Here is a 14,411-nt window from a genome sequence, read left to right on the forward strand (position 1 = left end):
CTCGACCCCACGACCGTGTGCGAGGAACTCGCACACGGTCGTGGGGTCGAGCACACTCATGTCGAGTTCGGCGACGGAGCCGCCGTGCGGGGCGAGGTGGTCGCGCAGGATGCGGGTCCCGGCCGCCCAGTAGACGCTCGACTGGGCCGCCACGGCGACCCGGCGGTGGCCCGCGTCGAGGAGGAAGTCGGTGTAGATCCGCCAGCCGTGGGACTGGGCCGGGCACAGGCGCGCCACCCGGTCCGTCGGCCGGTCGATGAGCGCGTCGAGGACCGCGGACGAGCACAGGAACGGCAGACCGAGGGCGTCCGCTCGCGCGGCGGCGGAGCGCGCGACGACGCTGTGGTACTCCCCGGCCAGGGCCGTCACACCCAGTCGAGCCAGCTCGTCCACGGCCGCCGCGGCCCTGCGCGGATCGGCCGCGGTGTCCCGGACCAGCAGTACCAGGGGTCTTCCGGCTATTCCGCCGCCGTCGTTGACCTCGTCGGCGGCGAGTTCGAGGCCGGCCAGCAAGTGCCGGCCTGCCTCCACCCAGCCGGGCGGGCTCAACGGGACGAGTACACCGATCCGGACGGCCGACGGGTCCCTGTCGCTCTGCTCCGGCGAGCGCATGTGCGTGATCATGACGCACATTGCATCCATGACCGCAGCCGAGGGGCAAGCGACACGTCATGTGAGTGGCCAGCCGGCCCCGGCCACCCCAGAGCCCGGGTACGGGGCAACGGGACCAGAGGCTGCTGGGAAGTGCGGCCTCCTGGTGCCGCGGGGGCTTCTTCGGCTTCTCCGCATGGCGTCGACCTGGGCCTGCTCCGTGTCGGTGACAGGAGTCGAGCCCTGCCCGCCTGTCTATCTGCCCGTGCGACGACGGTGGTTGAGCGCGACAACTACTCACCGGGCCGACATGGCGAAGGCCCGCGGTGCACCGGTGTGCGGGGCGCGCCGCGGGCCTTCGTTTCCCCTCAGCGAGTGCCGACCGCCGCCCGTACGGCCTTGCGGGCCAGCTGGCAGTCGTCGTGCAGCCGCCTGAGCAGCAGCCGCTGTTCCTCGCCGGACGGCGCAGCAGCCGGGTGGGCCGGGCCCGGTGCCGCCGGGGTCGTGTCGTGCATCGAACGCTGCACGGCCGTCTCGTAGGTACGGATCTCGCGGGTCAGTACGAGCATCAGATTCACCAGGAACGCGTCCCGAGAGGCAGGGCCCGCGGACTGTGCCAGCTGACTGATCTGACGCCGCGCCACGGGGGCGTCCCCGAGCACCGCCCACAGCGTCGCCAGGTCGTAGCCCGGCAGGTACCACCCCGCGTGTTCCCAGTCCACCAGCACTGGACCGGCCGGTGAGAGCAGGATGTTCGACAGCAGGGCGTCGCCGTGGCAGAACTGGCCCATGCCCTGACGGCCCGACGCGTGAGCGATGCCGTGCAGGAGCTTCTGCAGATCGCCCATGTCCCGGTCGGTGAGCAGACCCAGCTCATGGAACCGCGAGATCCGCTCGGCGTAGTCCAGCGGGGCGTCGAACGTGCCCGCCGGTGGCCGCCACGCGTTCAGTCGGCAGATCGCGCCGAGGGCCGCCCGGATGTCGGCGCGCGGCGGCGCCTCCACGGGATGCCGCTGCAACGCGGCCACCCGGCCCGGCATCCGCTCGACGACCAGAGTGCAGTTGTCCGGGTCCGCCGCGATCAGCCTCGGCACCCGCACCGGGGGGCGGTGCCGGACGAACGAGCGGTATGCGGCTATTTCGTGCCGGAGCCGCTCCTGCCAGATGGACGAGTGGTCCAGTAAACACTTGGCGACGGCGGTGCTGCGCCCTGTCGTACCGACGAGCAGCACCGAGCGGCCGCTGCGGCGCAGCACCTGGACCGGAGCGAACTCCGGACAGATGCGATGCACCGAGGCGATCGCCGTGCGTAGCTGCGCGCCCTGAGGGCCGGACAAGTCGAGTCTCCCGCTGAGCGGTTGAGGGCCGAGCCCCGGAACGCGCCGGGCCCGGCCGGCACCGAGCCCGGGGGCCGCGGAACGGGTGGGGTCGAGATAGGGGCCGCCACCGCCCGGCTGGCGGGGTGCGAGCGGCCGGGGCGGAGCGGACACGGAGGACGATGCTGCGTACATGGGCGGATACAGATCCCTTCGTGTGCCTGCGATGTCACGCGCCACCCGCCCCGGCCGACCGGGGACACCCTGGGGAGTGCCTGTCGGGCGACCGGGCCGGGGTGGCGCTTTCCTACCTGACACCGGATGGCCCGTGGCACACCATGTAGCGCACCCTGGCGAAGCCTGGCGAATAGTCCCCCAGCAACTGACAGCGGGCTACATTCAACTCAGCCGAGAACCTGGGGGCTTGACGTGAGCGGACAACCCAACACCCGACTCGCAGACCTGTTCGGCCTGGCCGGCTGGTCGAAGGGCGAGCTCGCGAGGCTGGTCAACCGGCAGGCGGCGGCCATGGGCCATCCGCAGCTGTCGACCGACACCTCACGGGTGCGGCGGTGGATCGACATGGGAGAGATCCCGCGCGATCCCGTGCCGCGGGTGCTGGCGGCGCTGTTCACCGAGCGTCTCGGCCGTGTCGTGACCATCGAGGACCTCGGTCTGGTCCGGCACGGGCGTACGGGGAAACGGCAGGGCGGCGGGAATGCGGAGCATCCCGACGGTGTGCCGTGGGCGCCCGAACGGACTGCCGCGGTCCTCACCGAATTCACGGGAATGGACCTCATGCTCAACCGACGCGGCTTGGTGGGTGCGGGCGTCGCGCTCACCGCGGGATCAGCACTCAGCAGCGCCATGCACGACTGGCTGCACACCGACCCGACGCTCAAGGCCGACGCTCCCGACCTCGACAACCCCCTGCACGCCGACCCCGCTGGGTTCGACCGCTATGAGGCCGCCCCCATCGGATCGCAGGAGATCGAGGAACTGGAGCGCTCCGTCGAGGTGTTCCGGGCCTGGGACGCGGCCCGTGGCGGCGGGCTGCAACGCAAGGCTGTCGTGGGACAGCTCAACGAGGTGGGAGGCATGCTCTCCTACCGCCACCCCGAACACCTCCAGCGCCGCCTGTGGGGCGTCGCCGCCAACCTCGCCGTCCTCGCGGGCTGGATGTCGCACGACGTCGGCCTCGAACCCACCGCCCAGAAGTACTTCATCATCGCCGCCCACGCCGCCCGGGAGGGCGGTGACCGGCCCCGCGCCGGCGAGGCCCTCTCGCGGGCGGCCAGGCAACTGGTGCACCTCGGTAAACCCGACGAGGCGCTCGACCTCATGAAACTCGCCCAGTCCGGCTCCGGCGAGCGGGTGCTGCCCCGCACCAAGGCCATGTTCCACACCATCGAGGCGTGGGCGCAGGCGTCCATGGGCAAGGGCCAGGCCATGCGCCGCACCCTGGGGCAGGCGGAGGACCTCTTCGTCTCCGACAAGGGCGACACACCGCCGCCGAGTTGGATGCAGACCTTCAAGGACGAGGACCTGTACGGCATGCAGGCCCTCGCCTACCGCACCCTCGCCGAGTTCGAGCCCGGCGCGGCCGCGCACGCCCAGCACTACGCGGAGAAGGCCCTGGCTCTGCGCAACGACGGCCGGGAACGGTCGAAGATCTTCGACCATCTCTCCATGGCGTCCGCCTGCTTCATCGCGGACGATCCAGAGCAGGCGAACCGGTACGCCCGGCTGGCCCTGATGTCGATGGGGTCGAACTCGTCGGGACGCACCTGGGACCGGCTGCGTCAGATGTACCGGCTCACCGGTCAGTACTCCAGCTATCCGAAGATCCAGGACCTTCGGGAGGAGATCAAGCTCGCCCTGCCGAAGCCGCATTCGCGGAACAGCGGCGACATCGCACCGGCGTGACCGCCGGCCGGCGGTGTCCCACGGCATCAGGAGGTCATCACTTCTCCCCCTCCGGACGAGGACCCTGAGGTCAGGCGACGATCCTGACGTTAGGCGAGGACCCTGGCGACGAGCACGCAGGCGTCGTCCTCGCGCTCGCCCTCGCCGAACTCCTCCACCACCGCCCGTACACCATCCCGGGCCGTCCGCGCCTCGGCGAACCGCGGGGCCAGGTCCAGCAGCCGCTGGACGGCTGCCGTGCCCCCGGGCACCAGCCCTTCGGTGTGCAGGAGCAGGAGATCACCCGGTCGGAGCGTCACCTCGGCCTGCCCGTAGACGGCGCCCGAGGTCGCTCCGAGCAGGACACCGTCCGGCGCCGGCAACACGCGCCCCGTCCCGTCGCGGAACAGCAGCGGGGCGGGGTGACCCGCCTGCGCCCACACCAGGGTGCGGGTCGCCGGCCGGTAGCGGCAGCACACGGCGCTGCCGAGGGCCGGTTGCCCGGTGGCGTCGAGTAACTGGTTGAGGCAGGCCATCAGCTGTCCCGGTTCGGTACCGGCCATGGCCATCCCGCGGACCGCGCCGATCAGCGTCGCCATGCCCGAGGTGACGGTCACCCCGTGGCCGGTGAGGTCGCCGACGCTCAACAGGCTCCCGCCGCCCGGCAGTTCGAGCGCGTCGTACCAGTCGCCGCCGATCAGCGCGGTCGTCGAACAGGGCAGATAGCGGGCCGCCACGTCCAGGGTCTCGGGGCCCCGGTGCGGGAGCCGCAGGGCGCCACGCCACGGAGGCAGCACGGCCTCCTGGAGCTCGACCGCGATCCGGTGCTCGGCCCGCGCGATGTGCCGTCGGCGTTCGAACGAGTCACGGGTCTCGCTCACCGCACGCTGGCTGCGCCGCAGTTCGCTGACGTCCCGCAGCACGGCCCACATGGAGGCGGTGCTGCCGTCGTCGTCGAGTACGGGCTCGCCCATCATGTGCACGGTGCGGACCGCCCCGTCGGGGAGCACGATCCGGAACTCGCCGTCGATGCGCCGGGCGTCGATCAGACAGTCCGTCACCATCGCCGTGAGCTGCGGCCGGTCCTCCTCCAGCACCAGCGACGGCAGCTCGTCGAGCGTGAGCGCCGGAGCGGACGGATCGCGGCCGAGGATCTCGTACAGCTCCCCGGACCAGCTCGCCTCGTCCGTGAGGAGGTTCCACTCGGCGCTGCCGACCCGGCTGAGCAGCGACTCGCGCGGGTGCGCCGCGACCGGTACGGCGGAAGCGCCCGCCTTGTCCGCGTCGGCCGCCGGGACGTCGGGGCCGTCCCGCAGCTGGGCCAAGTGCTCGTCCAGATCGTTCAGTTGATGGAGGGCCAGGTCGTACAGGGCGCGCTGCCATCGGCCCTCGGCGTCCGTCCCGTCGACGGCGGCGCCACGTCGTACGGCGTCCATGTCGCCGCGCAGCCGGCGCGTCTGCGAGATGAGCGCGTCGACCGTGCCGCGGCGGGGCGGCGGGGCGGCGGGGCGATCCGCAGAGAGATGGGACGGCATCACGTACTCCGAGGGGGGACGGTACGACCAACGCTGACGGATGGGCCGGTTACGACTGTTGCACAGCCCGCGACGCGCTGTAAGGGATTCGGCAAGACACGATACGGTGGTGCTTCCGGCATATGCCGCTGTCCTCGCGGACCGGGTCCGCCACGACATCTCGCTACGTGCTCCGAGGGGGCAAGTCGTAGGCAGCGTACGCGACTTGATGGATGGTCGAGTCTGCTACGAGCCGCTTTCAAGCCCGTGTTCGAGGGTCGTTTGTGCGAGCCGCTTTGATCCTGGGGAGCGGTGTCGGTACATCCGAGGAGAACCGGCGTCCGCCGGGGAACCAGGGACTCGGGTGCGGGGGAAACGGGTGACTTGGGTCACAGCGGTGAATCCAGGAAAGCGTGGCGCGCGAATGCCCTTCGCGAGGCCGATGAGGCATGTCGGCGCAGGGCCGACCCGGATCCGAAACGGAGAGCGCGCATGACCGTCACACTGGAACAGCCCGCACGAGTCCTCCTGGTCACGGCCGAGGACCGCGAGCTGCCGGTGCCCACCACGCTGCGCTACACCTCGGACGACCCGCTGGCCGTGCATCTCGACTTCCCCGCGGACATCTCGCTCAGCGGCTCCATGGTGACCTGGACGTTCGCGCGCGAGCTGCTCGACGAGGGGCTGCGGGGGCCCGCCGGAACCGGGGACGTGCACATCTGGCCCTGCGGGCGCACCCGTACGGTCGTGGAGCTGCACTCGCCGCACGGCATGGCCCTGCTCCGGTTCGACACCGTCGCTCTCCGGCGCTTCCTGGTGCGCACCTTCGCCGTCGTCGGCTCCGGCAGCGAGCCGGTCGGTCGGGCCGTCGACCGAGGCCTGACGGCCCTCTTCGACGGTGTCTGACCGGCGGCGTACACCCGGTAGTGGGCCGGCGGGCCCAGTAGCGCGGGACGGCGGGTTCGGCAGCGCAGAGCGTCGGGTTCGGCCGGCAGGGCGGCGCGTTCGGCAGGCGGGACGGCCGGCTCAGTAGCGCAGGACGCCCGCGATGCCGCGCGCGTCGCCGAGCGTGCCGTCGGGCACGAACCGCACCTCGGCCCCGGTGTCGAGGCACCGTTCGACGATCTCGTCCACGATGTCCTCGCGGGCGTCCAGCTCGCCGCTCTCCGCCGGGACGAGATGGACCCCGCCGTCGGCGCGGACGGTCGCCCGGTAGTTCTCCTCGACGGCCAGGAGCTGGACGCGGCCCTGCTCGGCGTTCTGCCGGACCTCGTCGACACCGGCCGCGAACGACTTGCTGCCGCGGGCCGACTCCAGCCGCCGGGCCACCGTGTCGACGTTCCTGCGGTTCTCGGCCTCGATCATCGGGCCGATCGCCTGCCACACCGCGTCCGGGGTGCCGTGCGCCAGACCGCCGTGCGCGATGTGGGTGGCGTCCTTGGTGACGGTGCCGATCTCGTCCAGGAGGGACAGCGCCGCCGTCTCGCCCGTCACGTACAGGGGCCGCGGATGGGTGCGCAGCAGGCGGCTCATCGCCGTGTCGGCGTCCCGCAGGAAGTGCCGGGTGTCCTCGTCGCGGAAGGCGCTCGGCATGTCGCCGATCCGCTGCTGCCGCTCCGCGTCGAAGTTGTCGCGGTCCCGGGTCAGCGGGAACCCGCCGGCGCGCGCGGGCACGACCCGGTCGCCGCCGCCGTTCCACAGCGCGACCCGGTCGGAGGAGACGGACAGTGCCCAGAAGGGGCGCTCGGCGGCCTGCGCGGCCACCAGGTTCCGGGTCAGGAAGGTGTCCGCGAGCACCACGCGCTCCGGTACCGGCCGGGCCAGTGACCACACCTGGTGCTCGCCCGGAGCCGCGAAGATCACCAGACCGTCCTCGGCGTGCGTCAGGTCCACCTCGGCCAGCGCGCGGTCCAACTGCTCGACGACGTCGTTGCGCCGCTCACGGGTGACCGCGGGATCGTGGTCCAGCTGCTTCTTCGCCTCGGCGAGCACATTGCGGAGCCGGACCAGATCCTGGGCGTTCTCCGGTTCCCGCCGATGCGTCGGCGTCAGCACCGACACGGCGGGGTAGGGCCGCGGACGGCGCAGCTCGGTGAGGGTCGCGGGGCTGAGGGCATGCTCCATGACTTCACGATAGGACTGATTCGCGTGTCGGGCATTTGGGGTATTCGGGTCACCTGTCGCGGCAGGTCGGAGTCCGGACCGGGGCGGGGGTGAGGAGACGGGCGGGCCGGCGGCGAGCACGGGTCGGGCCCGCCGCCGCGCACCGGTGAGGGTGCGCGCCCGACGGGCCCGACTCGGTCGTTCAGTGGCGGTGGGTGCCCGCCGTGCGCGTCAGCCGACTTCCTTCTTCAGCGACTTGTCCGCGGCGGCCTGGGACGCCTTCCACCAGGTCGTCACCGGCTCCCAGACCTTCACCTTCTTGGTCGCGCCCAGCTGCTTCAGCGTGAACAGACGGCCGGCGACCGGGTTGGCCGAGACGCCGATCGAGTCGACGCGGCGCGCCTCGGGGTCGTTGAGCGCGGCGATCGTGCGGACCGTCGCGTACGCCGTCTTCCCGGCGACCAGCTTGTACGGCCCGCTCTCGCCCGACGGCACCGGCTGGGCCGACCCGTCCAGATCGCCGAACGTGACCACGGGCAGGCGGTCGATCGTGCAGGTACGGGTACCGGTGTTCTTGACGGTGATGTGCACGATCCTCGTGTCCTTCGCCTGCTTGGCGCCGATCTTGAGGACCTTCGCCTTGCAGACGGGAAGCTTGGCGGCCGGCTGGGCGGCCAGACCCTGCGGCGCGGCCGCGAGGAGCAGCGCGGCGCCGGCGGTCGCCACGGTCGAGACGGTGAGGACGGAACGGATACGCATCGGTGGATTCCCCCAGGTTCGGTCACAAACGAGTGCGGGACGCGTGAAATGCGACGCACACCCAGTGTGACGCCCGAGGCGCGGGCGGGGTTGTGGCCGAGCTGCCCGTGTTACACGCCTGATGCTCAATCGTCGGCTCCGCAGGAACTTCCGTCGTCGGGCAGCGAGCCGTACAGCAGGAACTCGTCGACTGCCTCGCGCACGCACTTCGACGACGCGTACCCGGTGTGCCCCTTCCCCTTGTTGTCGAGGACGACGGCCGACGGGCCGAGGCGTTTCGCCGTCTCCACGGTCCAGCGGTACGGCGTCGCGGGGTCGCCCCGGGTACCCACCAGCAGCATCCTCGGGGTGGCCACGTCCCGCACCTCCTCGCGGATGAAGTCGGTGCCCCTCGGGCGGCCGTAGCACATCAGCACCTGTGTGAGGCGGTACTTGCCGAACACCGGGGAGGCGTCCTCGTAGGCGGCGCGCAGGTCCGCGATCTCCTCCGTGATCCGGCCGGCGGTGGGCCGGTCGGGGTCGTCGGCGCAGTTGATCGCCATCAGCGCGGCGGGGACGTTGTCGAGCGGCACGTCCTCCTCGTCGACGAGTCCGCCGCTCGGACTCGGGGCGGCGGACCGGGGAGGCTTGCTCATGCCGCCGCCCGCGAGCGCCACGACGCCACGGGTGTCGCCGTCGTGGACGAGCATGTTGAGGGCCTGCGTCAGCGCGGGCCACATCTGCTCGCTGTAGAGGGCCTGGCTGATGGCGCCCACCAGGTCCTGCCCGGAGAACTCCGGCCCGAAGTCCGTCGGTACGGGGGACTCGTCCAGCGACTCGACGAGGTCGACGACCTGTTCCCGGGCCGAGCGGGCGTCCTGCCCGAACGGGCAGGTCAACTGCTCGGCGCACGCGTCGAGATAGTCCTCCAGCGCGGTCTGCTGACCCTGGGCGCCGACGAGACCCTGCTCCGCCAGTGGCTCGGTGAGGGTGTCGACGCCGTCGAGCACCATGCGGCCCACCTTCTTCGGGAACTGCGCCGCGTACACCGCGCCGAGCCGGGTGCCGTAGGAGAAGCCGAGGTAGTTGAGTTTCTTGTCGCCGAGGGCGGCACGCATCACGTCCAGGTCGCGGGAGGCGTTGATCGTGCCGATGTGCGGCAGCACCGGACCGGAGTGCCTGCCGCAGGCCGCGGCGGCCTTCTTCAACTGCTTGAGCGCGACCTCGGGGTCGTTGGCGTCGTTGCCGTCGTCCGTCGCCTCCATGGCTTCGTCGGTGCCCTCGCCGCAGCTCACGGGGGAGGAACGGCCGACGCCGCGCGGATCGAAGGAGACCACGTCGTACCCCTTGGTGAGGGCCATGAACTCCGCGCCGCCATAGGCCAGTTCGGGGACGCCCGGGCCGCCGGGGCCGCCGAAGTTCAGCAGCAGGCTGCCGCGTGAGTCGCCCGTCGCCCGGTAGCGGGCCAACGCCAGGTCGAGCGTCCCCTTCCCGGGCCGCGCGTAGTCGAGGGGAACGGTGACCTTGCCGCAGCGCAGATCCTTGGGCATCTCCACGCCCGTGCATCTGCGCCACTTGATCTTCTGGTCGTAGAAGCGGGACAGGTCGGGCTGCTTGTCGTCCTGCTCGTCGGCGCCCGCCGCCGCGGCCGGCAGCCCGGCCCCCAGCAGGGCCAGCACCATGACCGCGGCTCCGCTGAACGGACGCCGTCTGCGCGTGGACCGCATGCGTGCCTCCAGGGGCACCCGGCCAGGGGCGGCCGGGAACGACCCCCGGATCACGATAGGCGGGCGCCCGCGTCCACGCCTCCCGGCGGGCGGCCCGCCCGGACCTGCCGTAACCTGCGCCGAGACGCCGGACGGCACCGGTGGGACGCGTCTCACCCGTCCGCGTGAATCCGGCCTCCGCGAAACCCGATGGCCGACCGATCTCGTCCGTATCCCGCGTCGCGACGGCCACCGGGTTCGACCAGGATGCTGCGGGCGTGCGGCCGACCACCGCACTCGCGACCTCATCGAACGGAGCGCAGATGACCACTTCGGGGGCTCAGGACCTCGTCGTCAGCCGGGCCACGCTCGACGACTGGGCGGTGGTCGCCGCATGGGCGGGGCAGGAGGGCTGGAACCCGGGGCTCTCGGACGCCCCCTGCTTCTTCGCCCAGGACCCGGACGGCTTCTTCATCGGCAGGGTCGACGGGGAGCCGGTCTCGTCCGTCTCCGTCGTCAACTACGACGCCGACTACTCCTTCCTCGGCTTCTACCTCGTCCGCCCCGACCGGCGTGGCCGCGGCTACGGCCTCACCACCTGGAAGACCGCCCTCGCCCACGCCGAGGGCCGCACCGTCGGGCTCGACGGGGTGGTCGCGCAGCAGGGCAACTACCGGCAGTCCGGTTTCGAGTTCGCCTACCGCACCTTCCGCTACACGGGCACGGCCCCCCGGGCGGAGGTGCCTGCCGACGTCCGGCCTGTCGAGGACCCGCGGACCGTCGCCGCGTACGACAGCGCCTGCTGCGCCGCCGACCGCCCCCGTTTCCTGGAGCGGTGGCTGACCACCAGGGGGCATCGGGCCCTGGCCCGGGTCGTCGACGGACGGCTCACCGGCTACGGCGTCATCCGGCCCGGCCGGGACGCGCTGCGCGTCGGCCCGCTGTTCGCGGACACTCCCGCGGACGCGCGGGCGCTCCTCGCGGGTCTGGCCGCCGAGGCCGCGGGCCGGGTGTTCGCCGTCGACATCCCCGAGGAGAACACGGCGGCGGTCGCCCTGGCCGAGGAGTACGGGCTGACGCCGTCCTTCGAGACGGCCCGCATGTACACGGGCCCGATCCGGCCGTACGCCCGTGACCGTGTCTTCGGGGTCACGACTCTGGAGCTCGGCTAGGGCGTCGCCCGTTCCGAGGACGGTGCCGACGCCGCGCCCGCCCGCGACGGTTCCGCCGTGGCCGGCCGCTTGAACGCCCACTCCATGCGCGGCTCGACGACGCAGCGCAGCGCGGCGCGTACGGGGGACGTGCACAGCAGGGTGATGCCGGCGACCGCGACGGCCGTGACCGCGAGCTCCCCGAGCGGGGTGCGCAGCCACCCGGCGGCATACCAGTCCCGGAAGCGGGCCCACTTGATCACGAAACCGTGCAGCAGATAGCCGTACATCGTGCCCGTGCCCAGCGCGGTGAACCACAGCCGTCGGCGCGGCACCCAGGCCAGGAAGCAGGCCGTCAGCAGCACCGCCAGACCGAACAGCGCGGGCGTGGTGAGCAGCCCCGTCCAGCGGGAGGCACCCTGCCCGGTGACGCTGCCCCGGTGGTAGAACCAGCCCGCGTCGAACCACGGGGCCACCCCGTACGCCGCCACGAGCGCCCCCACGCCCACGACGAGCGCCCCGAGCCGCACCCGGCGGGTGCGGAGCCGCTCGAAGTGCTCGGGGCGCAGGGTCAGGCCCAGCACGAAGAACGGCAGGAACCCCAGGACGCGCTGGATGGAGATGTCCCCGCCGAGATCCGGCGAGACCGCCGCGAGCGTCGCCAGACCGAGCGCGACCGGCACCGGGTGCCGCAGCGCCAGCCACACCGGGGTGGTCACCCGCCACACGAACAGCGCGACCAGGAACCACATCACGTACCAGGGGTCCAGCAGGCTCAGCGGATACCCCGGATCGTCCTGCGCCCACCGGTAGAACAGCGTGTACGCCGTCTCGAACACCACATACGGCAGCACCACCCCGGTCAGCAGCCGCCTCAGCCGGCCGGGCGCCATGTCGAAGCTCCGGGAGAAGTAACCGGAGATCAGGGCGAAGGCCGGCATGTGGAAGGCGTAGACCGTCAGATACGCGGCCGTCGCGGCCCGGCTTCCGTAAGTCAGCGGCTCCCAGGCGTGCCCGCACGCCACCAGGACGATGGTGAGGTACTTCGCGTTGTCGAAGTACGGGTCCCGCGACCCGCGCCCCACCGAGGGCCCGCCCCGGTCGGACGGGGCCGCCGGGGCGGGACGGGAGTGCTGCGCCACGTCTTCAGGCATGGAAAGAAGTTCTCCGGTCAACGACGACGGACCCGGACCGCCTGCCCCGTTCCGGCCGTCCCAGTCGTCCTCGTTCCGGTCGTCTCAGTCGTCGCGGTTCCGGTGGTCTCGGTCGTCGGCCGCGCCCGCCTTTCCCGTGTGGAACCTGCGGTGCAGTGCGTGTACCTCCTCGACCAGCTCCAGCACCGGGCCCTCGACCACCACCCCCGGCGCGACGTCCCGCACGGGAAGGGTTCGCACGGGCGGCGCGGGCACCCCCAAGGCACCCAACCACCCGGCGAGTTGCTCGGAGGAGGCGATGTACACGATGCGTCCGAGGCCCACCCAGGCATGGGCGGCCGCGCACATCGGGCAGTGCTCCCCGGAGGTGTAGACGGTCGCCGCCGCCCGCTCCTCGGGGGTGAGCCGGGTGGCGGACCAGCGGGCCAGTTCGAACTCCGGGTGACGGGTGCGGTCGCCGCCGGCCACCCGGTTGTGGTCCTCCGCCAGCACCGTCCCGTCGGCGCCGACGAGCACCGAGCCGAACGGTTCGTCACCGGCCTCCAACGCCTCCGTCGCCAGCTCCACACACCGCCGCAGGTACGCCAGTTCGGATTCGTCCACCATGGTCGTACGAGCCCTCCTCGAGACCGTTCGCATGCACTGCGCGGGGTGCACCCTACGACGTGTGTCCGAATCGCACCCCTTTCCGCGGGCGACACCCGTTGCCAGGGCGAACGAGTGATGATGGAGTGACCGTATGGATCACGCTGCTGTGCTGGCACTGTTCGACCGGGACATGCGCGAGGGCGCCCGCCCCGACAGCCCCGGAGCCCGGATCGAGCGCGTGGGCGGGGTGGTGCGTCAGGTCGGCTCCGAGAACGGCTGGAGCGGAGTCGTCTGGTCCGATCTGGACGAGGCGGGCGCCGACGCGGCCATCGCCGAGCAGATCCGCTTCTTCTCCGGCCTCGGCCGTGACTTCGAGTGGAAGCTGTACGGACACGACCTGCCCGTGGATCTGGGGCGAAGACTCCGCGCGGCCGGATTCACCGCCGCTCCGGAAGAGACGCTGATGGTCGCCGAGGTCGCCGATCTCACCCTCGACGTCGATCCGCCCGAGGGCGTCCGCATCCTGCCCGTCACGGACGCCGAGGGCGTGGCGATGGTCGCCGACGTCCACGAGAAGGCGTTCGGCACGGACAGCTCCCGAATGCGGAACCAGCTTCTCGCCCAGCTCGGCGGGGACACCGACACGGTCGTGGCGGTCGTGGCCCTCGCCGGTGACGAACCGGTGAGCGCCGCCCGCATGGAGCTGCTCCCGGGCACCCGTTTCGCCGGTCTGTGGGGCGGCGGCACCGTGGAGAACTGGCGTGGCCGGGGCGTCTACCGGGCCCTCGTCGCCCATCGCGCCCGGGTCGCCGCCGACCGCGGCTATCGCTACGTCCAGGTCGACGCCCTCGCCCGCAGCCGCCCGATCCTGGCCCGCCTCGGCTTCGAGCCGCTGACGACGACGACCCCGCACGAGTACGCCGTGGGCCGGGCCGGCGCGGAGTGACGCCGCCTCGCGTCCGTCACAGGTCGAGCTGGTACTCCACCGCCCGGTGCGTGGGCCGGTAGCCGAGCCGGTCGTTGACGCGGCGCATCGACGCGTTGTCCTCCGCGGTGTCGGTGAGCAGGGCGATGCCCGGGTACAGGCTGTGGGCGTGGAGGACGGCTTCCGCCTTCATCTTCGACGCCAGCCCGTGGCCCCGGTGCTCGGGCAGGACCGCCGTGCCGTAGTGCTGTCCGTCGCCCTCGCCGCCGGCGGGCAGCACCAGCTCCGAGAAGCCGACGATCGTGCCGTCCGACGAGTCCACCGCAGCGACGGTGTGGAGCGAGTCGCCGCGCTTCTCGATGGTCTCGGCGGCCGCCACGAGCCGCTCGACGTCCCAGATCACCGTCCCGTAGTCGGTGTCGCCCATCGGCATGTCGTCCATCGCGCGGCGGGAGGCCGCATAGGTTTCGGCCAGATCGGCGGGCACGACACCCGCCCAGGCGGTCAGGTGGTAGCCGGGCCGTGGCTGCTCCGCGACGCGGCGGTCGGCGCGGCCAGGAGCGAGCGGCGCCGGTCGGTCGTCGCACAGGCCCGCCAGGGCTCCCTCGGTGACGCGTTCCTCGCGGCGCGCGGCTTCCGCGACGTACTGACGCTGACGTACGCCCGCCTGGACCTCGCGGACCTGGACCTCGACCACGTCCGCCGCGTCGCGGAGCAGCC

13 protein-coding genes are annotated in these 14,411 nt (G+C 72.1%); 4 read left to right on the top strand and 9 right to left on the bottom strand.

Annotated features, from left to right (window positions below; translation table 11 throughout):
* The coding region (locus AOK15_RS23985) for an ABC transporter substrate-binding protein (RefSeq protein WP_157870349.1) at nucleotides 1-633 on the bottom strand (633 nt) is incomplete at its 3' end.
* A gap of 326 nt (nucleotides 634-959) precedes the next feature.
* Nucleotides 960-2,102, bottom strand: a complete 1,143-nt coding sequence (locus AOK15_RS23990) for an aminoglycoside phosphotransferase family protein (protein WP_055520232.1) — start codon at nucleotides 2,100-2,102, stop codon at nucleotides 960-962.
* Between the two features lie 234 nt (nucleotides 2,103-2,336).
* On the opposite strand from AOK15_RS23990, the gene AOK15_RS23995 reads away from it, so the two are divergent.
* On the top strand, nucleotides 2,337-3,833 hold the full coding sequence (locus tag AOK15_RS23995; RefSeq protein ID WP_055520233.1) for a DNA-binding protein NsdB: 1,497 nt from the start codon (nucleotides 2,337-2,339) through the stop codon (nucleotides 3,831-3,833).
* An 89-nt stretch (nucleotides 3,834-3,922) separates the two neighbouring features.
* Here the strand turns inward: AOK15_RS23995 and AOK15_RS24000 are convergent, their stop codons facing one another.
* Entirely contained in the window at nucleotides 3,923-5,347 is a 1,425-nt protein-coding gene (locus AOK15_RS24000; RefSeq protein ID WP_055520234.1) for a PP2C family protein-serine/threonine phosphatase, read from the bottom strand.
* Nucleotides 5,348-5,818: 471 nt separating this feature from the next.
* Between AOK15_RS24000 and AOK15_RS24005 the strand changes: the two genes are divergently transcribed.
* Nucleotides 5,819-6,232, top strand: coding sequence for an SsgA family sporulation/cell division regulator (locus tag AOK15_RS24005; RefSeq protein WP_055520236.1), 414 nt, complete (start codon nucleotides 5,819-5,821; stop codon nucleotides 6,230-6,232).
* A 120-nt stretch (nucleotides 6,233-6,352) separates the two neighbouring features.
* On the opposite strand, the gene AOK15_RS24010 is transcribed toward AOK15_RS24005, so the two are convergent.
* The 3 genes from AOK15_RS24010 to AOK15_RS24020 all read right to left on the bottom strand — a co-directional run bounded on the left by AOK15_RS24010 (nucleotide 6,353) and on the right by AOK15_RS24020 (nucleotide 9,894).
* Nucleotides 6,353-7,450: a baeRF3 domain-containing protein gene (locus AOK15_RS24010; protein WP_055520238.1), complete on the bottom strand. Its 1,098-nt coding sequence runs from the start codon at nucleotides 7,448-7,450 to the stop codon at nucleotides 6,353-6,355.
* Between the two features lie 210 nt (nucleotides 7,451-7,660).
* A complete protein-coding gene (locus tag AOK15_RS24015; RefSeq protein WP_055520240.1) occupies nucleotides 7,661-8,188 on the bottom strand; it encodes a DUF4232 domain-containing protein in 528 nt (175 codons plus the stop codon).
* Nucleotides 8,189-8,313: 125 nt separating this feature from the next.
* Nucleotides 8,314-9,894: an alpha/beta hydrolase gene (locus tag AOK15_RS24020; RefSeq protein WP_055520242.1), complete on the bottom strand. Its 1,581-nt coding sequence runs from the start codon at nucleotides 9,892-9,894 to the stop codon at nucleotides 8,314-8,316.
* 302 nt (nucleotides 9,895-10,196) lie between these two features.
* Between AOK15_RS24020 and AOK15_RS24025 the strand changes: the two genes are divergently transcribed.
* Nucleotides 10,197-11,045 (top strand): GNAT family N-acetyltransferase, encoded by an 849-nt coding sequence (locus AOK15_RS24025; protein ID WP_055520244.1) that lies wholly within the window; start codon nucleotides 10,197-10,199, stop codon nucleotides 11,043-11,045.
* Here the strand turns inward: AOK15_RS24025 and AOK15_RS24030 are convergent.
* Both AOK15_RS24030 and AOK15_RS24035 read right to left on the bottom strand, forming a co-directional pair.
* Nucleotides 11,042-12,178 (bottom strand): acyltransferase family protein, encoded by a 1,137-nt coding sequence (locus AOK15_RS24030; protein ID WP_055520246.1) that lies wholly within the window; start codon nucleotides 12,176-12,178, stop codon nucleotides 11,042-11,044. The two genes, AOK15_RS24025 and AOK15_RS24030, sit on opposite strands and share 4 nt — an antisense overlap.
* An 84-nt stretch (nucleotides 12,179-12,262) precedes the next feature.
* A complete protein-coding gene (locus AOK15_RS24035; protein ID WP_055520249.1) occupies nucleotides 12,263-12,784 on the bottom strand; it encodes a nucleoside deaminase in 522 nt (173 codons plus the stop codon).
* A 133-nt stretch (nucleotides 12,785-12,917) separates the two neighbouring features.
* Between AOK15_RS24035 and AOK15_RS24040 the strand changes: the two genes are divergently transcribed.
* On the top strand, nucleotides 12,918-13,712 hold the full coding sequence (locus tag AOK15_RS24040) for a GNAT family N-acetyltransferase (RefSeq protein ID WP_055520250.1): 795 nt from the start codon (nucleotides 12,918-12,920) through the stop codon (nucleotides 13,710-13,712).
* A 16-nt stretch (nucleotides 13,713-13,728) separates the two neighbouring features.
* Here AOK15_RS24040 and AOK15_RS24045 read toward each other — a convergent pair whose 3' ends face one another.
* Nucleotides 13,729-14,409 carry a GNAT family N-acetyltransferase gene (locus tag AOK15_RS24045; protein WP_420876954.1) on the bottom strand — a complete coding sequence of 227 codons (681 nt, stop codon included), beginning with the start codon at nucleotides 14,407-14,409 and terminating at the stop codon, nucleotides 13,729-13,731.
* Nucleotides 14,410-14,411 lie beyond the last annotated feature (2 nt).

It is taken from the genome of Streptomyces ossamyceticus (assembly GCF_001418475.1).
GTDB classification, from domain to species: domain Bacteria; phylum Actinomycetota; class Actinomycetes; order Streptomycetales; family Streptomycetaceae; genus Streptomyces; species Streptomyces ossamyceticus.